The 23979-nt window shown below is 73.3% G+C and carries 18 protein-coding genes and 1 pseudogene; 8 read left to right on the forward strand and 11 right to left on the reverse strand.

Features of this window, described 5'->3' with window-relative positions; genetic code table 11:
• Window positions 1-74: 74 nt before the first annotated feature.
• Window positions 75-2357 carry a formate C-acetyltransferase gene (pflB, locus tag ADL08_RS34220; RefSeq protein ID WP_053650085.1) on the reverse strand — a complete coding sequence of 761 codons (2283 nt, stop codon included), beginning with the start codon at window positions 2355-2357 and terminating at the stop codon, window positions 75-77.
• Window positions 2358-2550: 193 nt separating this feature from the next.
• Between pflB and ADL08_RS34225 the strand changes: the two genes are divergently transcribed.
• The 3 genes from ADL08_RS34225 to ADL08_RS34235 all read left to right on the forward strand — a co-directional run bounded on the left by ADL08_RS34225 (window position 2551) and on the right by ADL08_RS34235 (window position 5797).
• On the forward strand, window positions 2551-3726 hold the full coding sequence (locus ADL08_RS34225) for a low temperature requirement protein A (protein ID WP_053650109.1): 1176 nt from the start codon (window positions 2551-2553) through the stop codon (window positions 3724-3726).
• 33 nt (window positions 3727-3759) lie between these two features.
• A complete protein-coding gene (locus tag ADL08_RS34230) occupies window positions 3760-4881 on the forward strand; it encodes a P1 family peptidase (protein WP_078968621.1) in 1122 nt (373 codons plus the stop codon).
• A gap of 139 nt (window positions 4882-5020) precedes the next feature.
• Window positions 5021-5797, forward strand: a complete 777-nt coding sequence (locus tag ADL08_RS34235; protein WP_053650087.1) for a DUF6227 family protein — start codon at window positions 5021-5023, stop codon at window positions 5795-5797.
• A gap of 73 nt (window positions 5798-5870) precedes the next feature.
• Here ADL08_RS34235 and ADL08_RS34240 read toward each other — a convergent pair whose 3' ends face one another.
• Window positions 5871-7430, reverse strand: coding sequence for an MFS transporter (locus tag ADL08_RS34240; RefSeq protein ID WP_053650089.1), 1560 nt, complete (start codon window positions 7428-7430; stop codon window positions 5871-5873).
• 63 nt (window positions 7431-7493) lie between these two features.
• Here ADL08_RS34240 and ADL08_RS34245 point away from each other — a divergent pair, with 63 nt between their 5' ends.
• Entirely contained in the window at window positions 7494-8459 is a 966-nt protein-coding gene (locus ADL08_RS34245) for a helix-turn-helix transcriptional regulator (protein WP_053650090.1), read from the forward strand.
• A gap of 63 nt (window positions 8460-8522) precedes the next feature.
• Here ADL08_RS34245 and ADL08_RS34250 read toward each other — a convergent pair whose 3' ends face one another.
• Window positions 8523-9524, reverse strand: coding sequence for a sigma-70 family RNA polymerase sigma factor (locus ADL08_RS34250; RefSeq protein WP_053650092.1), 1002 nt, complete (start codon window positions 9522-9524; stop codon window positions 8523-8525).
• Between the two features lie 447 nt (window positions 9525-9971).
• Here ADL08_RS34250 and ADL08_RS34255 point away from each other — a divergent pair, with 447 nt between their 5' ends.
• Complete coding sequence (locus tag ADL08_RS34255) at window positions 9972-10985, forward strand: questin oxidase family protein (protein WP_053650094.1); 1014 nt, start codon at window positions 9972-9974, stop codon at window positions 10983-10985.
• 6 nt (window positions 10986-10991) lie between these two features.
• Here ADL08_RS34255 and ADL08_RS34260 read toward each other — a convergent pair whose 3' ends face one another.
• Window positions 10992-11780 (reverse strand): dioxygenase, encoded by a 789-nt coding sequence (locus ADL08_RS34260; RefSeq protein WP_053650113.1) that lies wholly within the window; start codon window positions 11778-11780, stop codon window positions 10992-10994.
• Window positions 11781-11884: 104 nt separating this feature from the next.
• Here ADL08_RS34260 and ADL08_RS34265 point away from each other — a divergent pair, with 104 nt between their 5' ends.
• Window positions 11885-12391, forward strand: a complete 507-nt coding sequence (locus tag ADL08_RS34265) for a MarR family winged helix-turn-helix transcriptional regulator (RefSeq protein ID WP_053650095.1) — start codon at window positions 11885-11887, stop codon at window positions 12389-12391.
• A 39-nt stretch (window positions 12392-12430) separates the two neighbouring features.
• Here the strand turns inward: ADL08_RS34265 and ADL08_RS34270 are convergent, their stop codons facing one another.
• A complete protein-coding gene (locus ADL08_RS34270; RefSeq protein ID WP_053650097.1) occupies window positions 12431-13969 on the reverse strand; it encodes an MFS transporter in 1539 nt (512 codons plus the stop codon).
• Window positions 13970-14094: 125 nt separating this feature from the next.
• A complete protein-coding gene (locus tag ADL08_RS34275; protein WP_078968620.1) occupies window positions 14095-14757 on the reverse strand; it encodes a TetR/AcrR family transcriptional regulator in 663 nt (220 codons plus the stop codon).
• A 373-nt stretch (window positions 14758-15130) separates the two neighbouring features.
• Here ADL08_RS34275 and ADL08_RS34280 point away from each other — a divergent pair, with 373 nt between their 5' ends.
• Window positions 15131-16402, forward strand: a complete 1272-nt coding sequence (locus ADL08_RS34280; protein ID WP_053650099.1) for a M6 family metalloprotease domain-containing protein — start codon at window positions 15131-15133, stop codon at window positions 16400-16402.
• Here ADL08_RS34280 and ADL08_RS34285 read toward each other — a convergent pair.
• On the reverse strand, window positions 16389-18023 hold the full coding sequence (locus tag ADL08_RS34285; RefSeq protein ID WP_053650102.1) for a class I adenylate-forming enzyme family protein: 1635 nt from the start codon (window positions 18021-18023) through the stop codon (window positions 16389-16391). The two genes, ADL08_RS34280 and ADL08_RS34285, sit on opposite strands and share 14 nt — an antisense overlap.
• 214 nt (window positions 18024-18237) lie before the next feature.
• Between ADL08_RS34285 and ADL08_RS34290 the strand changes: the two genes are divergently transcribed.
• On the forward strand, window positions 18238-18948 hold the full coding sequence (locus ADL08_RS34290; RefSeq protein ID WP_053650103.1) for a DsbA family oxidoreductase: 711 nt from the start codon (window positions 18238-18240) through the stop codon (window positions 18946-18948).
• A 151-nt stretch (window positions 18949-19099) separates the two neighbouring features.
• Here the strand turns inward: ADL08_RS34290 and ADL08_RS34295 are convergent, their stop codons facing one another.
• The 4 genes and pseudogenes from ADL08_RS34295 to ADL08_RS36980 form a co-directional block, all read right to left on the reverse strand.
• Window positions 19100-20566 carry an MFS transporter gene (locus tag ADL08_RS34295; protein WP_063885410.1) on the reverse strand — a complete coding sequence of 489 codons (1467 nt, stop codon included), beginning with the start codon at window positions 20564-20566 and terminating at the stop codon, window positions 19100-19102.
• Between the two features lie 120 nt (window positions 20567-20686).
• Window positions 20687-21913, reverse strand: a complete 1227-nt coding sequence (locus ADL08_RS34300; protein ID WP_053650105.1) for a cytochrome P450 — start codon at window positions 21911-21913, stop codon at window positions 20687-20689.
• A gap of 203 nt (window positions 21914-22116) precedes the next feature.
• Window positions 22117-23838 carry an AMP-binding protein gene (locus ADL08_RS34305; protein WP_053650107.1) on the reverse strand — a complete coding sequence of 574 codons (1722 nt, stop codon included), beginning with the start codon at window positions 23836-23838 and terminating at the stop codon, window positions 22117-22119.
• A pseudogene (locus ADL08_RS36980) lies at window positions 23835-23979 on the reverse strand (ketol-acid reductoisomerase); the annotation flags it as partial. The gene ADL08_RS34305 and the pseudogene ADL08_RS36980, both read right to left, overlap by 4 nt.

Below are 23979 nucleotides of genomic sequence, written 5' to 3' on the forward strand. Positions count from 1 at the left end.
CCGGGGGGCCGTTGCGTCCCGGGGCCGGGGTGGGGGCCGGCCGGACCCGGGACGCGGTCAGGGGGGCCCGGCGGTCACAGGGAGCCGTGGAAGGTGCGGTTCAGGACGTCGAGCTGCTGCTCCCGGGTCAGCCGGACGAAGTTCACCGCGTACCCGGAGACCCGGATGGTCAGCTGCGGATGGTTCTCCGGGTGCTCCATGGCGTCCTCCAGGACCTCGCGGTTCAGGACGTTGACGTTCATGTGGAAGCCGTCGCTCGCCGTGTAGCCGTCCAGGACGCCCGCGAGGTTCCGGATCCGTTCCTCGGGGGTGCGGCCCAGGCCGTCGGGGGTGACGGTGCTGGTCAGCGAGATGCCGTCCTCGGCGTCCGCGTACGGGAGCTTGGCGACCGACAGGGCGGCGGCGACGTAGCCGTGGGTGTCGCGGCCGTTCATCGGGTTGGCGCCCGGCGAGAAGGGCTCGCCCGCGCGGCGCCCGTCGGGGGTGTTGCCGGTCTTCTTGCCGTAGACGACGTTGGAGGTGATGGTCAGGACGGACTGGGTGTGCTCGGCGTTCCGGTAGGTCGGGTGCCTGCGCACCTTCCGCATGAACTCCTCGACCAGGTGGACCGCGATCGCGTCCGCGCGCTCGTCGTTGTTGCCGTAGGCCGGGTAATCGCCCTCGATCAGGTAGTCGGTGGCGAGGCCGGTCGCGTCCCGGACCGGGACGACCTTCGCGTACTTGATCGCGGCGAGGGAGTCGGCGGCGACGGCGAGGCCGGCGATGCCGCAGGCCATGGTGCGGCGCACGTCCCGGTCGTGGAGCGCCATCTCGATCCGCTCGTACGCGTACTTGTCGTGCATGGCGTGGATGACGTTCAGGGCGTGGACGTAGACGCCCGCGAGCCACTCCAGCTGCTCGTCGAACCGGGCCGCGACCTCGTCGTGATCGAGGACGTCGGAGGTGAGGGCGCCGGTGGCGGGGCCGACCTGGGCGCCGGACCTCTCGTCGCGGCCGCCGTTGATCGCGTACAGGAGGGCCTTGGCGAGGTTCACGCGGGCGCCGAAGAACTGCATCTGCCGGCCGACGGGCATCGCGGAGACGCAGCAGGCGATGGCGGCGTCGTCGCCGAAGCGGGGGCGCAGCAGCTCGTCCGACTCGTACTGGACGGAGGAGGTGTCGATGGAGACCTTCGCGCAGAACTCCTTGAATCCCCTCGGGAGGGCGGGCGACCAGAGGACGGTCATGTTCGGCTCGGGGGCCGGGCCGAGGTTGTAGAGGGTCTGGAGGTAGCGGAAGGAGGTCTTCGTGACCAGCGGCCGCCCGTCCTCGCCCATGCCGCCGATGGACTCGGTGACCCAGGTCGGGTCGCCGGAGAACAGCTCGTCGTACTCGGGGGTGCGCAGGAAGCGGACGATGCGGAGCTTGATGACGAAGTCGTCGATCAGCTCCTGGGCCCGCTCCTCGGTGAGGACGCCGGACGCGACGTCCCGCTGGAGGTAGACGTCGAGGAAGGTGGAGGTGCGGCCGAGGGACATCGCGGCGCCGTTCTGCTCCTTCACGGCGGCGAGGTAGGCGAAGTACAGCCACTGGACGGCCTGGTGGCCGTCGGCGGCGGGTCCGGAGACGTCGTGGCCGTAGGAGGCGGCCATCGCCTTCAGCTCCCCGAGGGCGCGGATCTGCTCGGCCAGCTCCTCGCGCAGCCGGAGGGTCTCTTCGAGGGAACGGTCCCCGGCGGGGAGGGAGTTCAGCTCCTCCTTCTCCGCCCTCTTCGCCTCGACGAGCCGGTCGACGCCGTAGAGGGCGACGCGGCGGTAGTCGCCGATGATCCGGCCGCGGCCGTAGGCGTCGGGCAGACCGGTGACGATCCCGGCCTTGCGGGCGGCGCGGATCTCGGGGGTGTACGCGTCGAAGACCGCGGCGTTGTGGGTCTTGCGGTACTCGGTGAAGACCTTCTCCAGCTCCTCCGACACGGGGTAGCCGTAGGTCTCCAGGGCGCCGGCGACCATGCGCCAGCCGCCGTACGGCATGATCGCGCGCTTGAGCGGGGCGTCGGTCTGGAGGCCGACGACCAGCTCCCGGTCGCGGTCGATCCAGCCGGGGGCGTGGGCGGTGATGGTGGAGGGGACGTCGTACGAGACGTCGTACACGCCCTTGGCGCGCTCCTCGGGGAAGCGGTCGGTGATCGCCTTCCACACGGCGGCGGTCCGCCCGGTGGGGCCGGCGAGGAAGGAGTCGTCGCCCTCGTACGGCGTGTAGTTCCGCCGGACGAAGTCGCGGACGTCGACGGTTTCGCGCCAGGGCCCGTCCGCGAAGCCCCTCCAGGCCCGCTCCTCCGCCGTCTCGTCCACGGTCGCCCCAGCAGGGACAGCAGTCATGGCCCGTACCGCCTTCTCGGTTGGTTCGCGGCGTCTTCGCCCGCCTCCATTCCACTCCTTCCGGCCGGTCGTCCGGGTCGGCGATGGTCCCCTTCCGGCGGCCGTAGGTCCCGTTCCGGAGGTACGGAAGGCCCCGGCCGGCGTCACGCGTGGCACCTGGCCGAAAGGGACCGGTCCCTGATGTGCTGTGCTCATGACCAGACCCTTCCTGCCGCTCACGGCCCGCTCCCGCGAGGAGGCCCACCGGGCCGCCACGCCCCTGGAGCTCTTCTTCGACCTGTGTTTCGTCGTCGCGGTCGCCCAGGCCGGCGCCGAGCTGGTGCACGCGGTCGCCGAGGGGCACGCGGGCCCGGGCATCGCGAACTACGCGATGGTCTTCTTCGCGATCTGGTGGGCCTGGATGAACTTCTCCTGGTTCGCCTCCGCGTACGACAACGACGACGTCCTCTACCGGGTCGTCACCCTCGTGCAGATCGCCGGCGTCCTGATCCTCGCCGCCGGCGTCTCGCGGGCCTTCGAGGAGCACGACTTCCTCGTCGTCTACCTCGGCTACGTCGTGATGCGGCTCGCCCTCGTCTTCCAGTGGCTGCGCGCCGCGCACCACGCGACGGACCCGGCCGAGCGGACGATGTGCCGCCGGTACGCGGGCGGGGTGCTGCTCTGCCAGGTCGGCTGGCTCGGTCTGGTCCTCGCGCCCGAGCCCGCGCGCGCGTGGGTCTTCCTCGTCATGGCGCTGGCCGAGCTGTCCGTCCCCCTGTACGCCGAGCGGGCCGTCACCAGCGCCTGGCACGCGCACCACATCGCCGAGCGGTACGGCCTGTTCACCCTCATCGTCCTCGGCGAGACCGTCGCCGCCGCGACCGTCGCCGTGAAGTCCGGCATCGTCGAGAACGACGCCCTGGACGAGCTGCTGCCGATCGCCGCCGGCGGCCTGCTGCTCGTCTTCGCCGCCTGGTGGGTCTACTTCGTCGTGCCCGCCCACGACCGGCTGACCTCCAGCCGCCAGGCCTTCCTGTGGGGGTACGGGCACTACGTGATCCTCATGTCGGCCGCCGCCATCGGCGCGGGCCTGGAGATCGCCGTCGAGCAGGCCGTGGGCGAGGCCCACGTCTCCACCCTCTCGGCCTCGGCCGCCGTGACGATCCCGTCGGCCCTCTTCCTGCTCCTGGTGTGGCTGCTGCACGCCCGCTACTTCAAGGTGGGCACCGCCCAGCAGCTCGTCCTGCCGGTCGCGTCCCTCGCGATCCTGATGTGCTCCTTCGCGGGCCGCTGGGCCGTCCTCGCGGCCGGTCTCGTCGCGGCGGCGGCCGTCGCGACCGGGGTGGCCCTGAGCGCCCGGAACCCGGCGACGCGGGGCGCCGGGGCCTGAACACCGGGCGGAGGCCCGTGGTAGGCAGGGCGCATGACGGAGCCCGGGAAGACGACGGACGGCCAGGACGGGATCAGCGACGCACGGGACGGGGTCAGCGACGCACGGGACGGGATCACCGACGTGGGCGGGCTGCGCGTGGGGCACGCGCGCGTGGCCGGGCCGGGGGCGCTGAGCGGCACCACCGTGGTGCTCGCCCCGGAGGGCGGCGTGACCGCCGCCGTGGACGTACGGGGCGGGGGGCCGGGGACGCGCGAGACGGATGCCCTGGATCCGAGGAACGTGGTGCGGCGGATCGACGCGGTCGTCCTGACCGGCGGCAGCGCGTACGGCCTCGACTCCGCCTCCGGGGTGACGGCCTGGCTGGCGGAGCGGCACCGGGGCGTGCGGGTGGGCCCCGACCCGTCCCACGTGGTGCCGGTGGTGCCCGCCGCCTGCGTCTTCGACCTGGGCCGGGGCGGCGACTTCACCGCCCGGCCGGACGCGTCGACGGGGTGGGCGGCGGCGGAGGCGGCCCACGCGAGCGGCGACCACGCGCGCGTGGGGACGGGCGCGGTCGGCGCGGGCACCGGGGCCGTGGTCGGCGGCCTGCGGGGCGGCGTCGGGACGGCGAGCACGGTCCTGGAGTCGGGGATCACGGTCGGGGCGCTGGTCGTGGTGAACGCGGTGGGCTCGGCCGTGGACCCGACGACGGGCGTCCCGTACGGCGCCTACTTCGAGGACGGCAGGACCGTCTTCCCCGACCCGGAGGTCCACGGGGCGGCGCTGCGGCGGCTCGCGCGGGCGCGGGCGGCGGCCGTCCCGCCCCCGCTGAACACCACGCTCGCCGTGGTCGCGACGGACGCGGCGCTGACCCGCGCGCAGGCGCGGAAGGTGGCGGGCACGGCGCACGACGGCATCGCGCGCGCCGTGCGGCCGGTGCACCTGATGAACGACGGGGACACGGTCTTCGCGCTGGCCACCGGCGCCCGGGAGCTGCCGGAGGAGCCGGGCCCGCTCGCCCTGAACGAGGTCCTGGCGGCGGGCGCGGACCTGGTGACCCGGGCGATCGTCCGCGCGCTGCTCGCGGCCCCCGGCGGCCTGCGCGGCCCGGGCGGCGACTTCCCCTCGTACCGCGAGCTGTACGGGCCGCCGGCGGAGCCGTACTCCCGGTAAGCGCGGGGGAGTTGGGGAGAAGCGGGGGGAACTTCCCCCGCACGCGCTTCGTTTTGCCGGAACACCGGACACGATGTCAGACCCAGGGACTACGTTAAGCAAGCATCAAGTGACATGCGGCGACGGCCTGGAGATCCCCTTGAACGATCCGCAGGATCACCCCGATCCGTACGAGACGACCGAGGCGCACGTCGAACGGCTCCTCGGCCGGGCGCTCAACTCCTTCGACCTGCCCGACTCGACCGTCGAGCGCCTCTCCACGGCGCTCGCGCACTCCAGCGCGCTGCACTCCTCGCACCACAGCGCGTCGCTGCACCGCACGACCCACCGCCACACCTATCTGCTCGCCGACGGCGGCGCCCTCAGCCTGTGGGAGCTGGTGCACGACGCCGGCCGGGACGGCGCCGAGCGGCACGAGCTGTACGCGGAGGAGGCGGAGGCCCGGCTCGCCGCCTCCCGCCTGCCCTCCGGAGCCCCGGCGCGCCGGCCGGCGGAGCACCCGGACGGGCGCGTCCTCGACGAGGACGACGACTTCGAGCCGCTGAGCGCCCTGCTCGCCCGCCCGATACCCGCCCAGCCCCGGATGTACGTGCCGGACAACTCCGCCGACCACGCCCGCCGCGTCCTGCGGCGCGCGGAGAACGCGGACCGGCCGGGCGAGGGGACGGCCCGCCGTCTCCGGCTCGCCTTCGCGCACCACATCACGCAGGCCTTCGGCCGCCACTGCCCGCCGGAGGGGGGCCGGAGCGCCGGCTTCACCCTCTACGAGCACCAGTTCCTGCTGCTCGACGGCAGCGAGGTCAGCCTCTGGGAGGTCGAGCACACGGCGACGCCCGACGGACGCCACATGTGCGAGGTGTACGAGGACGAGGACACGGCCCGCGGGGCGATGGAGACCCGCGCCCGGGTGCGCTGACCTCCGGCCGCGCGGCGAAGGGCCCCCGCCCCGGGGTGGTTCCCGGGGCGGGGGCCCTTCGGCGGGGCCGCGCTCAGTGGGTGAGCGCCGGCTCCTTCCCGACGCCGGGCGCCGGGGCGGTCTCGTCGTCGCCGCCCTCCAGGTGCTGCTTCGGCTTCGCGGGCAGCGCGAACATCACCAGGAAGATCACGGCGAGGACGCCCGCCACCCAGCCCAGGGAGTTCTGGAAGGCGTCGGTGAAGGCCGCGCCCGTCTCCGCCGGGGCCTTCCCGAGCCGGTCGTCGTCGATCACGCCGAAGAAGACGACCGACACCAGGCCGAGGCCGAGCGCGTTGCCCATCTGGGTGGTGGTGTTGATGAGGCCCGAGGCCGAGCCGGCGTGCTCGCGCGGGACCTCGGAGAGGACCGCGTCCGTCAGCGGGGCCACGATCAGGCCCATGCCGACGCCCATGACGACCAGCGGCGGGATCATCTGCCAGGACGCGATCCCCGTCCCGTAGCGGCCCGCCTCGAAGAGGTAGAGCAGGACACCCGCCGTCATCGTCAGGGCGCCCGCCTGGAGCACCTTGCGGCCGAAGCGCGGCACCAGCTTCTGCACCGAGAGACCGGCGGCCACCGAGACCGCGATCGAGAACGGCACTCCGGTGAGGCCCGCCCGCAGCGGGGTCCAGCCGAGCCCGATCTGCATGTAGAGCGTCCAGACCAGGAAGAAGATGCCCATCACGACGCCGAAGGTCAGCTGGACCGCGATGCCGGCCGCGAAGCTCTTCACCCTGAACAGCGACAGCTCGACGAGCGGCGAACCGTCCTTGCGCGCCTTGTACCTCTCGTACGCGACGAGGAGGCCGAAGACGGGCAGGCTGCCGGCCATCATCAGGTGGCCCCACAGCGGCCAGTCCAGCTCGCGGCCGCGCGTCAGCGGGTAGATCAGCATGAGCAGCGCGGCCGTCACCAGGAGCACGCCGACCAGGTCGAGGCGGAGCGCCTTCGGCGCCTTGGACTCGATGATGAACTTCCGGCCCAGGAGCAGGCCGGCGATGCCGACCGGCAGGTTGATGAGGAAGATCGGGCGCCACTCCAGGCCCGCGATGTTCCACTGGGTGAGCAGCGCGCCGAGCAGCGGACCGGAGACCGCGCCCAGGCCGACGATCGCGCCGAAGAGGCCGAAGACCTTGCCGCGCTCGTGCGCCGGGAAGGTGACGTGGACGATCGACAGGACCTGCGGCACCATCATCGCGGCCGCCGCGCCCTGGAGGAGGCGGGAGCCGACCAGCATCTCCTGGTTGGCGGCGAGGCCGCAGAGCGCCGAGGCGAGCGTGAAGCCGGCGGTGCCGAGGAGGAAGAGGCGCTTGCGGCCGTAGATGTCGCCGAGCCGTCCGCCGGTGATCAGTCCGGCGGCGAACGCGAGCGCGTACCCGGCGGTGATCCACTGGATGGCCCCGAAGGAGGCCCCGAGGTCCCGCTCGATGCTGGGGATCGCGATGTTGACGATCGTGGCGTCGACCAGGTCCATGAAGGCGGCGGTCATGACGATGGCGAGGGCGATCCAGCGCCGCTTGTCGCCGGGGTCGGCGGGGGCCGTGTGCGGGTCGGCGGGTGCCGCCGCGTCGGTGACGGCGTCGTGTGAACTCATACGAAGAAAGATAGGAGGCATATAGGTCAGGTCGTGTCCTAGATCGGCCCCATCCTGGACGGCATGACGGACACTCCGGCACGACTCCTGCATCTGCTCTCGCTCCTCCAGACCCCGCGCGAGTGGCCCGGAAGCGAACTCGCCGAACGCCTCTCGGTCTCCCCGCGCACCATCCGCCGGGACGTCGACCGGCTCCGTGACCTCGGCTATCCGGTCGAGGCGACCCTGGGCGCGGTGGGCGGCTACCGCCTCGTCGCCGGTACGGCCATGCCGCCGCTGCTCCTCGACGACGAGGAGGCCGTCGCCATCGCGGTCGGCCTGCGCGCCGGGGCCGGGCACGCCATCGAGGGCGTCGAGGAGGCGTCCGTACGGGCCCTGGCGAAGCTGGAGCAGGTGCTGCCCGCCCGGCTCCGGCACCGGGTCTCCACCCTCCAGAACGCGACGATCCCGCTGACCCGGGGCGACGGCGCCACGGTCGCGCCCGCCACCCTGACCGCGCTCGCGGGCGCGGTCACCGGGCGGGAGAAGCTGCGCTTCGGGTACCGGGCGGGCGACGGCGCCGAGACGAAGCGCCTGGTCGAGCCCTACCGGCTGGTCTCCACCGGGCACCGCTGGTACCTCGTCGCGTACGACCTGGGGCGCGAGGACTGGCGGACCTTCCGGGTCGACCGGGTGAGCGACCCGCTGGCCACCGGGGCCCGCTTCGCCCCGCGCGAGCTGCCGGCGGGCGACGCGGCGCAGATGCTCACCCGCTCGATGGCCCGGTCGCAGCCGGAGCTGGACCTGGACGTCTCCTTCGAGGCCCCCGCCGACTTCGTGACGGCCCGCCTCCCGTCCCACCTGGTCCCGGCCCCGACGGGGCCCGCCGCCTGCCGGCTGCGCGCCCGCGCCGCCGACTCGGTCGAGTGGCTGGCGCTCCGCCTGGCCCTGGTCGACGCCCCCTTCACGATCCACGGCCCGGAGCCGCTGCGGGCGTACGTGGAGGACCTGGCGGGGCGCCTGTCGGCGTCGGTCCCGGCGCGGGGGTAGGAACGCGGCCGGGGCCCGGGGACGGTGATCGTCCCCGGGCCCCCGGGCGGGTGCGGGAGGGCCTCAGGCCACCGCGTCGAAGCCCGTGTCGCGGGCCATCTTCTTCAGTTCCAGGAGTGCGTGCTTCTCGATCTGGCGGATCCGCTCGCGGGTGAGGCCGTGCTCCTTGCCGACCTCGGTCAGCGTCCGCTCGCGCCCGTCCTCGATGCCGTACCGCATGCGGATGATCGAGGCCGTCCGGTGGTCCAGCTTGTCGATGAGGTCGTCGAGCTCCTCGCTGCGCAGCAGCGTGAGCACCGACTGCTCCGGCGAGACCGCCGAGGTGTCCTCCAGCAGGTCGCCGAACTGGGTCTCGCCCTCGTCGTCCACCGACATGTTCAGCGAGACGGGGTCCCGCGCCCAGTCCATGACGTCGACGATCCGCTCCGGCGTCGAGCCGAGTTCGGCGGCGATCTCCGCGGGCTCGGGCTCGCGCCCGTGCTCCCGGTTGAACTCGCGCTGCACGCGCCGGATCCGGCCGAGCTCCTCCACCAGGTGGACGGGGAGCCGGATGGTGCGGGACTGGTCGGCGATGGAGCGGGTGATGGCCTGCCGGATCCACCACGTGGCGTACGTGGAGAACTTGAAGCCCTTGGCGTAGTCGAACTTCTCGACCGCGCGCACCAGGCCCGCGTTCCCCTCCTGGATCAGATCGAGCAGGGGGAGCCCGCTGCGCGGGTAGCGCCGGGCGACGGCCACCACGAGCCGCAGGTTGGACTTGATGAAGAGGTCCTTGGCACGCTCGCCCTCGGCGACCAGCGCCTCGAGCTCCTCGCGGGACGCGCCGCCCGCCTCGGTCTCCACCTCGCCGTCGAGTATCTGCCGGGCGTACACGCCGGCCTCGATCGTCTGGGAGAGCTCGACCTCCTTGGCGGCGTCGAGCAGGGGCGTGCGCGCGATCTCGTCGAGGTACATGCCGACCAGGTCGCGGTCGGCGATCTCCCCGCCCACGGCGCGAACGCTGCTCGCCCGGCGGGCCCCGCTCTGGGCGGAGGTCTGACGGCGGGCGACGGCACGGGTTGCCATGCGTGCTCCCTTGCTGAGTAGGTCACGACACCCTTTCGGGTGCCCTGCATCCGACGGAAACAACGACTGGAAACAGGACAGAATTCCCACCCGGCACATGGATTTTCGCGATCATGCAGTATCCTGCGCGGCTTCCGCCCCTTCGGGCACGCCGCCGGGACCCACGGAGGCGCAGGTCAGACCGGGCACGGAGGGTGGAGCGGCGCCCCTCGCGGAGATCCTCGACCACACTGTCGGTGAGACCGCGATCACATGCGGCGCCACCCCTTCAGACGCGGGACGGGGGCGGGCGGTTGCCTGCGCGACGACGGGCCGCGCGGACGGGTCGCGCGGAGAAGAGGGGCGCGAAGACGGGTCGCGCGGACGGGACCTAGGTCCCGGCGGTCCCTCGGGCCTAGGTCCGCGGCCCGTTACGCCGCGCCCCTCCCCCGCCCTACCGTCGGCCCCATGACCGACACCACCGGAACCCTGGACGAAGCCCTCGAACGACTCCACGCCTCCGGCCCCGAGCGCCACGGCCGGCTGACCAACCACGCCCCGATGGCCGTCGAGGCGCTGGTCCGCCACGGACAGGCCGCCGCCGTGCACCGCTGGCTGGACCGGTACGCGGACAAGCTGGAGGAGCCGCCGCCCCCGTACGCCCCCGTCACGGCGGGCGGCTGGCGCGAGGCGCTCGGCGATCCGGCCCGGAGCACCGACTGGACCCGCTTCTTCGCCCGGGAGCTGGCGGAGCGCCCCTGGCGGGCGGTGCTCGCCGAGTGGTGGCCCCGGCTGCTCCCGGGGATCGCGGCCGGGGCGACGCACCCGGCGATCCGCACGGGCCACGCCGTACGGACCATGCTGGCGTCCCCCGAAGGCGCGACGGCCCCGCGCACGGCCGAGCTGGCGCACGCCCTGGGCTACTGGGCGGCCCGCCACCAGCCGCTCCCGCCGCTCGCCCCGCTGGCCGCCGCGCCGACGGCGGCGGCCGCGCTCGACGCCGTGCCCCGGGTCCCGGACCAGGACGGCGGGATCCGGCACCGGCTCGCGCAGCTGACGGCGTTCCCCGTGTGGGGCGGGGCGCCGGACCCGGAGACGGCGCGGGCGCGGCTCGTGGAGCTGGTGGCGGCGGCGACGCACCGGTACGCGACCCACGGCCACGGGGAGCCGGTCATGCTGGTGCACGCGGCGACCGCGCCGAACGCGGTCCTGCGCGTCCTGCCCGCGCTCCCCCGGGAGCTGTGGGCGCCGAGCCTGTCGGCGGCCTGGACGGCGGCGGCCGCGGTGACCGCCGCGTATGCCCCGGCGGAGCCGGCCCCGTACGCGCGGACCGCCCTGACCCCCGGGGAGGTCTTCGAGCGGGCGGCGGCGCACGGCGACGACCACACGATCAAGTTCACGGACACGGCGCTCGACGTGGGCGGTCCGCTCGCGCTCGCGGCGGCCGTCCGCTCGGTCGAGCTGAACGCGCCGGCCTTCTGAGACCGGTCAGCCGAACTGCACGGACCGCTTGGCGAGGCCCATCCAGAAGCCGTCGATCACCGACCGCTCCGTGTCGAGGTCCCCGGCCGCGTCCGCCGCGCCCAGGGTGACGAAGAGGGGCGCGAAGTGTTCGGTGCGGGGGTGGGCGAGGCGCCCGGCGGGCGACTTGTGCTCGAAGTCGAGGAGGGCGTCGACGTCCCGCGCGGCGAGGGCCTCGCCTCCCCAGGCGTCGAACTCGGCGGACCAGCCCGGCACTCCGCCCCCGGGGTGCCGGAGCGCGGCCAGGTTGTGGGTGAAGAAGCCGCTGCCCACGATCAGGACGCCCTCGTCGCGCAGCGGGGCGAGCCGGCGTCCGACGTCCAGGAGCCGGCGCGGGTCGAGGGTGGGCAGGGAGATCTGGAGCACGGGGACGCCGGCGTCCGGGAACATCTCGACGAGCGGCACGTACGCGCCGTGGTCGAGGCCCCGGTCGGGGATGTCCTGCACGGGCGTGCCGGGCGCGCGGAGCAGCTTGCGGACGCTCTCGGCGAGCCCGGGCGCGCCGGGGGCCGCGTACGCGACGCGGTAGTAGTGCTCGGGGAAGCCCCAGAAGTCGTACACGAGGGGCACGGTCTCGGTGGCGCCGAGCGCGAGCGGGGCCTCCTCCCAGTGGGCGGAGACCATGAGGATCGCCTTCGGCCGCGGCAGGTCCGCGGACCAGGCGGCCAGCTCGCCGGGCCAGACGGGGTCGTCGGCGAGCGGCGGGGCGCCGTGGGACAGGTAGAGGGCGGGCATCCGTGCCTGCACGGGGTCCATGGCGGCCACCTCCGGCTTCCTTCGCGAACCAAGGTTCTTGAAACTTCAAGCTTGCCCGGCCAGCATAAGCCGACTTAGTTCAACTTTCAAGAACGAGTCGTACGATGGGGACCATGGGAGACATGACCGAACCGCGCTGGCTCACCGACGAGGAACACCAGGTCTGGCGCGCCTACCTCCACGCCACCACGCTCCTGGAGGACCACCTCGACCGCCAGTTGCAGCGCGACGCCGGGATGCCGCACATCTACTACGGCCTGCTCGTCCAGCTCTCCCAGGCGCCCCGCCGCCGCATGCGGATGACCGAACTGGCCAAGGACGCCAAGATCACCCGCTCCCGGCTCTCCCACGCCGTGGCCCGCCTGGAGAAGAACGGCTGGGTGCGGCGCGAGAACTGCCCCTCCGACAGGCGCGGCCAGTTCGCCCGGCTCACGGACGAGGGCATGGAGGTCCTCCGGCGCAACGCGCCCGGCCACGTGGCGGCCGTGCGCCAGGCCCTGTTCGACCGGCTCTCCGCGGAGCAGGTGGAGCAGCTCGGCACGATCATGCGGGTGATGGCCGAGGGCCTCGAACCGGCGCACCCGGACGCGGACCTGCCCTGGCTCCGCTGAGTACGCGGAGCCAGGGCAGGGAGACGGGAGTTCCGGCGGTCAGTGGGCGACGACCGGGATCCTCGCCTCGTCGTCCGCGCCCGTGCCGGACCCGGCGACCACACCGCCCTCCGGCTTCCCGGTGTTGATGAGCGCGAAGGCGATCGCGGCCGAGACGGCCAGGATGCCGACCGCCCACCAGATGGCCGCCGCGTACCCCTCGACCATGCCCTGGAGCTGGAGCAGCTTCTGGGCGGCCGGGGTGGTGGCGCCCGCCGCGTGGTCGGTCAGGTAGGCGGTGGTGGCCGAGGCGGCGATCGTGTTCAGCAGGGCCGTGCCGATGGCGCCGCCGACCTGCTGCGAGGTGTTGACCATCGCGGAGGCCACACCGGCGTCCCGCGGGTCCACGCCGTGCGTCGCGAGCGACATGGCCGGCATGAACGCCGTGCCCATGCCCAGGCCGAGCAGCAGCTGCGCGGGCAGGATCAGACCGGTGTACGAGGTGCCGATCTCCAGCCGGGTCAGGAGCAGCATGCCGACGGCGGCGGTCAGGAAGCCCGGCGCCATCAGCAGGCGCGGCGGGACGCGGGTCATCAGGCGCGCGCCGATCTGGGTCGAGCCCACGATCATGCCCACGATCATCGGCAGGAACGCGAAGCCCGTCCTGACCGGCGAGTACCCCTTCACGACCTGGAGGTAGTACGTCAGGAAGAGGAACAGGCCGAACATCGCGATGACGGCGAGGCCGAGCGACAGGTAGACGCCGCCGCGGTTGCGGTCGGCCAGGACGCGCAGCGGGAGCAGCGGGGACCGCACGCGCGACTCGGTGGCGACGAAGGCCAGGAGCAGCACGGCGGAGCCGGCGAAGAGGCCGATCGTGCCGGCGTCGCTCCAGCCCTCGGACTCGGCGCGGGTGAAGCCGTACACGAGGGCGACCAGGCCCAGGGTGGACAGGATGACGCCGGGGACGTCGAGCGGGGAGCGGTTGCGGCCCGCCGCCGGCTCGCGGACGACGAGGTACGCGCCGACGGCGGCGACCACGGCGAACGGGATGTTGACGAAGAAGGTCCAGCGCCAGTTCAGGTACTCGGTGAGGAAGCCGCCGAGGATCAGGCCCACGGCGCCGCCGCCGCCGGCGATCGCGCCGTAGATGCCGAAGGCCTTGGCGCGTTCCCTGGCGTCGGTGAAGGTCACCGCGAGCAGCGAGAGCGCGGCGGGCGCGAGGAGCGCGCCGAAGGCGCCCTGGAGCGCGCGGGCGCCGAGCATCATGGCCTCGCCGTTCGCGGCCCCGCCGAGGGCGGAGGCGGCGGCGAAGCCGGCCAGGCCGACGATGAAGGTGCGCTTGCGGCCCCACAGGTCGGCGATCCGGCCGCCGAAGAGGAGGAGCCCGCCGAAGGCGAGGGCGTAGGCGGTGACGACCCACTGCCGGTTGCCGTCCGTGATCCCGAGGTCCTGCTGGGCGGAGGGCAGGGCGATGTTCACGATCGTCGCGTCGAGGACGACCATCAGCTGGGCGAGGGCGATGAAGACGAGCGCCTTCCAGCGCCCGGGGTCGGGCGTGAGCGCGGTGCTCGCGGGGGTGCCGGCGATTTTGGACATGGGTGGAGCCACCTCTTGGCGCGTACGGGTGAAAAAGGGACGTGAAGGCGTGCGGGCGCCCGGGATGGACGGCGCCTCGCGAAAGGTCTACGGAAGGGCCACCGGCGGGGTCGTGACCGGCCGGGTCAGGACGAGCAGGTGTCGCGTCTCAGGTCCTCCAGGGTGACGGCCGTCCCGGGCAGCTCGGAGCGCGCGGGCGCCTCCAGGCCGTCGAGGAACAGCTGCAGATGGCGGTGGACGAACGGGTCGAAGGCCGCCCAGGCGGTGCCCGGCAGCGGGCGGGTCAGCTGCGACACCGCCACCATCAGGTCCCCGACTCCGACGTCGGCGCGCATCCGGCCGGCCCGCTGCGCCCGGTCGACGAGGCCCTGGACGGCCTCCTCCAGGCGGTCGCGCTCGGCCACCAGGTCGGGGTGGTCCTTGTCGAAGGCGCCGTCGAGCATCGGGCAGAGGGCGCCGATGCGCTCGTCGGCGGCGCCGTGGGTGAAGCGGCGGAGGGCGGCGAAGGCGTCGTCCTCCTCCTCGGCGGCCCGCTCGGCGAGCTCGGTGACGCGGGCCATGAGCGAGAGGACGACCTCGCGGACGAGGTCGGCGCGCTCGGGGAAGTTCCGGTAGAGCGTGGCGTTCCCGACGCCGGCGCGGCGCGCGACCTCGTCGTACGGCACCTGGGAGCCGAACTCGACGAACACCTCGCGGGCCGCCGTCACGATCCGCTCGCGGTTGCGCAGGGCGTCGGCGCGCGGCCGGGGTGCGCGGCGGGCGGGCGCGATGCCGGTGCTGCTGGTCACGTCGGAGCCTCCTCGGAACGGCGGGTCACGGGGTCACGGGTCTGTCGGGTCCGTCGGGTCGGCGGGGCGCCGGACCACCGGGCCGTCCGGTCGCCGGTCCACCGGACCGTGGCCGGTGGGGCGAGTCGAACGCATCCGGGGAAAGGTTCCCCACTTCTCTCGACACAGGCGTAAACGGGGAACCTCTCCCCGGTTATTTCCGGCCATCCCTGTGACCCCAGTCACACAATCCTCGTTTCACGGAATACCCACGATCGGGCCACCCGGCGCGCGCGGCCGAACCACCCGTCACAGGCTGATCGCACAGCGCGGATCCCGCCCGCACGCGGAGACGGATCCGTCCGCCGACCTGCCCCCACCGGAGAGGCGACGTATGCAGCACCCCCGCCGACGGATACGCAGACCCGTCGCCCTGGCGGCGACCGCGACCCTCTCCCTCACCCTGTTCGCCTCCGCGAGCACCACCCTCCACGGGCCCGCCCCCGCCTCGGCCGGCCCCGTGGCCGCCGCGCCCGGCAACGCCCAGCTGGCGCCGTGCCGCATCGCCACGACGCTCGGCGTGCAGATGTCGGAGGGGCTGCCCACCGCCCCGGGGTACGTGCGCTCCACGGGCCTCGTCAGGGCCCTCACCCTGATGATCGACTTCCCGGACGCCGTCGGGGACGGCACGGCCACGGGCCGCTTCCGCGAGTTCTTCCCGCAGACCGCCGACTGGTTCCGCGTCAGCTCGTACGGCCGTCTGCACTATCAGGCCGAGGCCCCGATACCGGACTGGCTGCGGATGCCCCGGGCGTTCTCCGCGTACGGGATCGAGCGCGGCTCCCCGTACGAGCCGGGCTACCGCTCCCTGGTCGAGGACATCGTGAAGGCGGCCGACCAGCGCGTCGACTTCAGCGCGTACGACCTGGTCAACGTCCTGGTGACGCCGAACGCCGGGCCCTCGGCCCTCGACACCGTCCTGTCCGTGACCTTCTCCGGCAACGACGAGGCCCCGTACGCCGACGGCGTGCCGCTCGCCAACACGTCCTTCGTCTACAGCCGCCAGGACGACGGCTCCGGCAGCTTCGCGGAGACCGGCTACCGGGTCCTGCCGCACGAGAACGGGCACGTCTTCGGCCTGCCCGACCTCTACACCGCCGACGGCGGCGGCTCCGTGGGGCACTGGGACATCATGTCCGAGGACTGGGGGGCCAACAACGACCTGCTCGGCTGGCACAAGTGGAAGCTGGGCTGGCTCGACAACGAGCAGGTCAGCTGCGCCTCGGCCACCGGCACCAGCGAGTACGCCCTCACCCCCCTCGCGGACCCCGGCGGCCCCAAGCTCGCCTTCGTCCCGCTCTCCGGCACCTCCGGATACGCGATCGAGGTGCGCGGCCAGGGCGGCAACGACGAGGCCGTGTGCGAGCAGGGCGTCCTCGTCTACCGGGTCGAGTCCGACGTCGACACCGGGCACGGCCCGGTGACCGTCGCCGACAGCGAGCGGGCGAGCGGCGGCTGCACGCGCCGCGCCAACGTCCACGCGGAGCTGTCGGACGCGCCGTACGGCCCGGGCGAGAGCTTCACGGACCGCGCGAACGGCATCAGGATCACGGTCCTGGACGAGGGCGCGGACGGCACGTACCGGGTGCGCGTCACCCGGAGCTGAGCGTCTCCGGCCCTTCGAACAGCCCCCGCAGCTCCCGCTTGAGGATCTTCCCGGTCGGGTTCCGGGGCAGCTCCTCCTCCCGTACGAGGACGCGGGCGGGCACCTTGAAGGCGGCGAGCCGCCCGCCGACGTGCGCCCGCAGGGCCTCCGGGTCCGGCGCCGCCCCCGGACGCCGCCGCACGACGGCCACGACCTCCTCCCCGAGGAGGGGGTGGGGGACGCCGAGGACGGCGGCGTCCAGGACGTCCGGGTGCGCGTGCAGGGCGGCCTCCACCTCGACGCAGTACACGTTCTCGCCGCCCCGGACCACCATGTCGGTGAGCCGGTCGACGACCGAGACCCGCCCGTCCGCGTCCACGCGCGCGAGGTCCCCGGTCCGGAACCAGCCGTCGTCGGTGAAGGCGGCGCGGGTGGCCTCCTCGTCCCCCCAGTACCCCCGGACCAGGGCCTGTCCGCGCAGCCACAGCTCGCCCACGCCGTCCGCGTCGGGCCGGTCGATCCGGACCTCGGTGACGGGCGAGGGCCGGCCGGCGCTGCCGGGGTGGGCGCGGTACTCGGCGCCGAAGTTCGCCAGGACGCCGCCGCAGGTCTCGGTGAGCCCGTAGCCGTTGCGGGGCTCGACGCGCTCCCCGTACGCCTCCGTGAGCCCGGCGACGATCCCGGGCGGGGCGGGGGCGCCCCCGGTGCTGAGCAGGGTGAGGCTCTCCAGCGGGTCGCCGTCGCTCCGGGCGCGTTCGAGGAGCTGGAGCGCGGTGGTGGGCACCCCGGCGTAGTGGGTGACGCGGTGCTCCCGGATCAGCCGGAGGGCCTCCCCGGCGTCCCACTTCCGCATGGTCACGAGGGTGCCGCCGGCCGCGATGACGCCGTAGAAGGAGGTGAAGGCGGCGACGTGGAAGAAGGGGAACGTGGTGAGCGACACGGGCGCGGGCCCGGTCCCGGGGACGTCCCCGCGCGCGAGGGCCGCGGCGGCGGCGAAGTACCGGGGGTTCATCGCGGCCCCGGCCTGCGCGAGGTGGGTGGCGACGGCGCCCTTGGGGCGGCCGGTGGTGCCGGAGGTGTAGACGATGGTGGAGTCGTGCCCGGGGAGCACGTCGACGGGCGGCGGCCCGGGGTACGGGTCGCGGTCGGGCGCGTACGCGGCGAACCCCTCCCCGGCCGGGCCGTGGAAGACGATCCCGGGCACCCGGTTCCGCGCGGCCCACCGCCGCACCCGCCCGGCCCGCTCCCCGTCGACGAGCAGCACGCGGGGCGCGCAGTCGTCGAGCGCGTACGCGAACTCGTCCTCGGTCCACCAGGCGTTGAGCGGTACGGCGACGAGCCCGGCGAGCTGGGCGGCCCAGAAGGCGACCTGCCACTCGGGCAGGTTCCGCATGGCGACGACGACCCGGTCCCCGGGCGCGAGCCCGTACTCCCCGACGAGCCGCCGGGCCAGCCCGCAGGCCTCGTCGAAGAACTCCCGGTAGGTCGTCCGGACGCCCTCGTGCACGAGGAACACCCGGTCCCCGTAGCCCCAGGTCGCCTCCACGAACTCCCGCAGGGTGCGCGGCCCGTGCGCGTACGTCCCGTCCTCGACGGCGAAGGGCGCCCCACCGGCCGTCAGCCTCCCGACCCCACCGGCCACCGGGCCACCTCCCACGCGTTCGCTCCGTCGGACGGCCGACGCTAGGCGGAGCCGGTCCGGGAGGTCAACCGCGGGCGGGGGCCGCCGGCGGGGCGGCTCGGCGCCGGGTGATTTCGGGGTGCCCGAACCGGAAGGACGGGGCGGTCCTTCCCGTTTGACTCGGCAGAACTGTCCGTGGCCGACGATTCGTCGTCCCTGCAGAGAGGCAACCGCCGTGAAGGTAGAGATCTGGTCGGACATCACCTGCCCCTGGTGCTACGTCGCCCAGGCCCGGTTCGAGAAGGCGCTGGCCGTCTTCCCGCACCGGGAGAGCGTCGAGGTGGTGCACAAGTCGTACGAGCTGGAGCCGGGGCGGGCCAAGGGGGACGTGGAGCCCATCGTCAAGGTCCTCATGAAGGGGAAGGGGTGGACCGAGTCGCAGGCGCTCGCCAACGAGCGCAACCTCACGGCCCAGTCCGCCGGCGAGGGGCTGCCGTACGTCGCCGGGCGCGACCACGGGAGCACCTTCCACATCCACCGGCTGCTGCACTTCGCGAAGGCGCGCGGCAAGCAGCACGAGCTCGTGAAGGTGCTCTACCGGGCCAACTTCGCCGAGGAGGAGTCGATCTTCACCGACGACGAGCGGCTCGTGGCGCTCGCCGTCGAGGTCGGGCTCGACGCCGACGCCGCCCGGAGCGTGCTCGCCGCCCCGAACGCCTACGCCGACGAGGTCCGCGCCGACGAGCGCGAGGGCAACCAGCTGGGGGTCGCCGGGGTGCCGTTCTTCGTCTTCGACCGGCAGTACGGCGTCTCCGGCGCCCAGTCCGCCGAGGCCTTCACCCAGGCCCTCACCCAGGCCTGGGGCGACCGCGCCCCGCTGCGGGCCGTCGCCGGCGCCGAGGACGCCCACGCGTGCGGGCCGGACGGGTGCCCCGTCCCCCACTGAGCCGGAGGACGTGCTCGGGGGCGGCCTTCCCACGGGAAGGCCGCCCCTCGGCACGTGCGGCGACTGCGGCGTCCGCGCCGCGACGACGGACGGCGCCGTGCTCCGGAAGGGAGGAACACGGCGCCGTCTGCGACGCACGGGGCGGCCCCGCTCAGCCGATCACGGGCTGCGACGACTTCTCGGACTCGGACACGTCGCTTCCCTCGACCTTGACGGTGGCCGACGGCGAGTCCTTCTTCAGGGCCAGGGCGAGCAGACCGCCCAGGACCAGGAGGCCGGCGCCGACGTAGCCGGCCAGGTGCAGGCCCGACAGGATGTCCGCCTTCGCGGCCTCCGCGTAGGTGCCGGAGAAGGTGGAGTTGGCGATCGCGACCAGGAAGGCGAGGCCCACCGCGCCGCCGACCTGCTGCGAGGTCGAGGCCATCGCGCTCGCCACGCCCTGCTCCTCCGGGCCGACGCCCGAGCTGGCGGAGGCGAAGACGGAGACGAAGACGAGACCGCCGCCGATGCCCCAGATGACGGAGCCGGGCAGCAGGGCGTAGAAGGAACCGCCGACGGACATGCCGAGGACGGTCGCCGCGATGCCGATGCCGTTGATGACCATGCCGGTCGACAGCGTGGCGCGCATGCCGTACCGCTCCATGAACTTCGGCGCGAGCTTGCCCGAGCCGATGATCGAGACCAGCGTGAGCGGCAGGAAGGCCAGGCCGGCCTGGATCGCGGTGTACTCCAGGATCGGCTGCACGTAGGTGGTGAAGGTGTAGTACGCGCCGGCCAGCGCCGTCTGGAAGACGAAGAGGACGGCCATGGCGACGACCAGCGGCCGGTTCTTCAGGAGCCGGAGCGGCATGAGCGGGTTCGCGGTCTTCGCCTCGGTGATGAAGAAGGCGACGAGCAGGACGGCGCCGACGATCAGGGAGCCGAGGGCGAGGCCGGAGGTCCAGCCCTCCTCGGGGCCGGTCACCAGGCCGGTGACGATCGCGGAGACGCCGACCGTGGAGAGGAGCGCGGCCGGGATGTCGAAGCCCTTGGAGAGGTTCGCCGGACCGTCCGGACGGATGGCGCCGGGCGCCGGGAGCAGGGCGATCAGCGCCAGCGGGATGTTGATGAAGAAGATCCAGCGCCACGAGACCAGGTCGGTCAGCACACCGCCGAGCAGCGCGCCGGCCGCGAGGCCGAGCGAACCGGCGGCGCCCCAGACGGCGAACGCCTTGTTGCGCTGGGTGCCCTCGAAGGAGGTGGCGATCAGGGCGAGCACCGCCGGGAAGAGCAGCGCGCCGCCGACGCCCTGGAAGAGGCGGGCGCCGATGAGGACGCCCTGGGTGGTGGCGAGGCCGCCGACGAGCGAGGAGACCGCGTAGAAGGCGAGGCCGGTCATGAAGAGCCGGCGGGCACCGATGCGGTCGACGGCGCGGCCGCCGAAGAGCAGCAGGCCGCCGAAGGCCACCGCGTAGGCGGAGACGACCCATTGCAGTGACTGGGCCGAGAAGCCGAGGGCGGTGCCGATGTCGGGCAGCGCGACGTAGACGATGTTCAGGTCGACGCTGATGATGAACTGGGAGAAGGCCAGCAGGAACAGGACGAGTCCTGTCTTCTTGGCTGGTGCCGACGTGGTCACAAGACCTCCATGGTCTTCGTGGACTTTCTTTTCGGTGGGGGTTCGCGCACGGCGGGCGGGGCGCCGCCGCGCAGTCGAGCGGTTTGCGCGGCGACACCCCGGGGCGTCCGTGCCGGGGGATCAGCCGAACCGCAGCTGAAGTTCGTTGGGGCCGGTGATGCCGATCGCGGGGCGCCAGGTGACGTCGCCGACGACCTTCGGGGCACCGAGGCGGCGGGCGAGCGCGGGCAGCGCCTCCGTGATCTCCATCCGGGCGAGGGGGGCGCCCAGGCAGTAGTGCGGGCCGCCGCCGAACTGCATCACGGCCGTCTTGCGCTCCGCCGTGACGTCGAAGACGTCGCCGCCGGGGTAGGCGAGCGGATCGCGCTGCACCGCCTGCACGCCGATCATGAACATCGTGCCCTCGGGGATGCGCTGCCCGCGGAACTCGATGTCCTCGGCCGCGTACCGGTACACGGCGTTGGAGGAGGGGCGCCAGCGCATGACCTCCTCGACCGCCCGCGGGGCGAGCTCGGGGCGCTCGCGGAGCAGGGCCCACTGGTCGGGGTGCTCGGAGAAGGTGACCATGGCGTTGGCCAGCTGGAGGCGCGTGGTGTCGTGCGCGGCGAACACCATGGTGACGACGAGGTTGCGGAGCTCCTCCAGGCTGACCCGGTTGCCGTCGACGTCCTCCTTCTGGGCGGTGACGAGCGCGGAGACGAGGTCGTCGGTCGGCGCCTCGGCCTTCGCGGCCATGAGGGCGTCCACGTACGCGTACAGGCCGACGACGGCGGCCTCGACGCGGCCCGGTATGTCACCGCCGAGGGCGAGGCTGAAGACGAGGCCGATCTCCGAGCTCCAGTTGCTGAAGCGCGGGTAGTCCTCGGCCGGCACGCCGAGCAGTTCGGACATGACCGTCAGCGGCAGGGCGTCGGCGAACGCCTCGAAGAAGTCGACCTCCTCCTTGACGGCGATCTCGTCGGCGAGGCGCTCGGCGGCCTGCCTGATGACCGGGCGCAGGTTCTCCAGCATGCGCGGGGTGAAGGCGCGGCCGACGAGACCGCGCAGCCGGCGGTGGCTGTCGCCGTCCTGGTTCACCAGGCCGTTGACGAACCAGTCGTAGACGGGGCCGCCGCTGATGCCGTTCTGCTCCATGAAGCCGGTGCCGTTGTGGGTCAGGCGGCCGTCCCGGACCAGTTCCGACGCCTCGGCGTGGCGCAGGACGAGCATGCCGAGCGGGGTCTCGGCGTACCAGCCCGCCGCCTGGGCCCGCACGACCTCGGGCAGGTCGAAGCGGAACTCGGGGTCGATGACGTTGATGAACGGGACCTCGGAGGACTCCGGTACGGACAGGGTTTCCGCTGACATGTCTTGACCGTCCTTGAGATGGATCAGAGGGGAAGAAGGGACTCGGAACTCGGATCTCACGGCTCGCTTATCGCGAGATTACATAGCTACCGTTCGGTAACCCTTGTCGGGCGGGGCGCCCGGGAGCAGGTTTGGCAACTTGCCAAACCCTCCTCGAATCGGCCGACTTGACTTGTGCCGGACCGGCCCGGCCCGGTCGGCGGTCAGCGGAAGTCGCTGTCGCGGTACTCCGCCGGGGAGCCGTCCGTGGCCGCCGCCCGCAGCTCGACGCGGCGGATCTTGCCCGACACCGTCTTCGGCAGCGGGGCGAACTCGATGCGCCGGATCCGCTTGTACGGGGCCAGCGCCTCCCGCGCGTACGCGAAGAGGCTCTCGGCCGTGCCCGGCCCCGGCTCGAAGCCGTCGGCGAGCACCACGTACGCCTTGGGGACGGCGAGCCGCAGCGGGTCCGGCGCCGGGACGACGGCGGCCTCCGCGACCGCCTCGTGCTCCAGGAGCACGCTCTCCAGCTCGAACGGGCTGATCTTGTAATCGGACGCCTTGAAGACGTCGTCCGAGCGCCCGACGTAGGTGATCCGGCCGTCCGCCTCGCGGCGGCCGATGTCACCGGTGCGGTAGAAGCCGCCCGACATGGCCTCGCCCGTGCGCTCCCAGTCGCCGTGGTAGCCGGTCGTCAGGCCCACCGGGCGGTCCCGGCCCGACAGGTCGAGGCAGATCTCGCCCTCGTCGGCCGGCGCGCCCGACGGGTCGAGCAGCGTCACCGCGAAGCCGGGCGCGGGGTGGCCCATGGAGCCGGGGACGAGGTCCTGGCCGGGGAAGTTGCCGATGGCCAGGCTCATCTCGGTCTGCCCGAAGCCGTCCCGGACGGTCACCCCCCAGGCGGCCCGGACCCTCTCGATCACCTCGGGGTTGAGCGGCTCCCCCGCCCCCACCGCCTCGCGCGGCGGTGTCCGCAGCCGGCCGAGGTCGGACTGGATGAGCATCCGCCACACGGTGGGCGGGGCGCAGAAGGAGGTGACCCCCACCCGGTCCATCTCGGACATCAGCCGGGTCGCGTCGAACCGCTCGTAGTTGAACACGAAGACGGTCGCCTCGGCGTTCCACGGTGCGAAGAGGCTGGACCAGGCGTGCTTGGCCCAGCCCGGCGAGGAGATGTTCAGGTGCACGTCCCCGGGGCGCAGCCCGATCCAGTACATGGTCGACAGGTGGCCGACGGGGTACGAGAGGTGGGTGTGCTCCACCAGTTTCGGCGCCGAGGTCGTCCCGGAGGTGAAGTAGAGCATCAGCAGGTCGTCGGCGCGGGTCGGCCCGTCGGGCTCGAACCCGCCCCCGTACGCCTCGAAGTCCTCGTACGGGAGCCAGCCCGCGGCCGCGTCGGCCGGGGTGCCGCCGGCCAGGATCCGGGTGTACGGGCCCGGCACCCCGTCGAACTTCGCCCGGTCCGCCGCCCGGACGACGACGTGCGCCACCCCGGCCCGCTCGATCCGGTCGCGCAGGTCCGCCGGGCCGAGCTGCGGGGTCGCCGGGGTGAGGACGGCCCCCAGCTTCATCGCCGCGAGGGCGGTCTCCCACAGCTCCACCTGGTTGCCGAGCATGAGGAGGATCCGGTCGCCGGCCCGGACGCCCCGGGAGCGCAGCCACCCCGCGAGCCGCGAGGAGCGGGCGGAGAGGCGGGCGAAGGAGTACCGGGCCTCGCGGCCGTCCTCCTCCACGATGTGCAGGGCGGTGCGCCCGTTGCCCTCGGCGATCGCGTCGAACCAGTCGAGCGCCCAGTTGAAGTGCTCGGGCCGGGGCCAGACGAAGCCCTCGTACGCGGCCCGGTAGTCGCCGTGCCGGTCGAGGAGGAAGTCGCGGGCCGCCCGGAACGCGGCGGTGGCGCCGACCGCTCCGGGACCGGCCCCGACCGTGGTGCCGGAGGCGGTCACGCGGCCGTCTCCTCGTCGTTCACCCAGCTCATGAGCTTGCGGAGCTCCTTGCCGGTGGTCTCCAGGAGGTGCTGCTCGTCCTGGGTCTTGTACTCCGTGTACTTCTTCAGACCGCCGTGGTACTCGTCCATCCAGTTCTTG

Origin of the sequence: Streptomyces sp. NRRL F-6492 (genome assembly GCF_001280125.1) — a bacterium.
GTDB lineage: Bacteria > Actinomycetota > Actinomycetes > Streptomycetales > Streptomycetaceae > Streptomyces.

What these genes read in the sequence shown, in the direction of transcription:
- pflB (WP_053650085.1), bottom strand. Translation starts at nt 2,357, where the DNA reads ATGACTGCTGTCCCTGCTGGGGCGACCGTGGACGAGACGGCGGAGGAG.
- ADL08_RS34225 (WP_053650109.1), top strand. Translation starts at nt 2,551, where the DNA reads ATGACCAGACCCTTCCTGCCGCTCACGGCCCGCTCCCGCGAGGAGGCC.
- ADL08_RS34230 (WP_078968621.1), top strand. Translation starts at nt 3,760, where the DNA reads ATGACGGAGCCCGGGAAGACGACGGACGGCCAGGACGGGATCAGCGAC.
- ADL08_RS34240 (WP_053650089.1), bottom strand. Translation starts at nt 7,430, where the DNA reads ATGAGTTCACACGACGCCGTCACCGACGCGGCGGCACCCGCCGACCCG.
- ADL08_RS34245 (WP_053650090.1), top strand. Translation starts at nt 7,494, where the DNA reads ATGACGGACACTCCGGCACGACTCCTGCATCTGCTCTCGCTCCTCCAG.
- ADL08_RS34250 (WP_053650092.1), bottom strand. Translation starts at nt 9,524, where the DNA reads ATGGCAACCCGTGCCGTCGCCCGCCGTCAGACCTCCGCCCAGAGCGGG.
- ADL08_RS34255 (WP_053650094.1), top strand. Translation starts at nt 9,972, where the DNA reads ATGACCGACACCACCGGAACCCTGGACGAAGCCCTCGAACGACTCCAC.
- ADL08_RS34260 (WP_053650113.1), bottom strand. Translation starts at nt 11,780, where the DNA reads ATGGACCCCGTGCAGGCACGGATGCCCGCCCTCTACCTGTCCCACGGC.
- ADL08_RS34265 (WP_053650095.1), top strand. Translation starts at nt 11,885, where the DNA reads ATGGGGACCATGGGAGACATGACCGAACCGCGCTGGCTCACCGACGAG.
- ADL08_RS34270 (WP_053650097.1), bottom strand. Translation starts at nt 13,969, where the DNA reads ATGTCCAAAATCGCCGGCACCCCCGCGAGCACCGCGCTCACGCCCGAC.
- ADL08_RS34280 (WP_053650099.1), top strand. Translation starts at nt 15,131, where the DNA reads ATGCAGCACCCCCGCCGACGGATACGCAGACCCGTCGCCCTGGCGGCG.
- ADL08_RS34300 (WP_053650105.1), bottom strand. Translation starts at nt 21,913, where the DNA reads ATGTCAGCGGAAACCCTGTCCGTACCGGAGTCCTCCGAGGTCCCGTTC.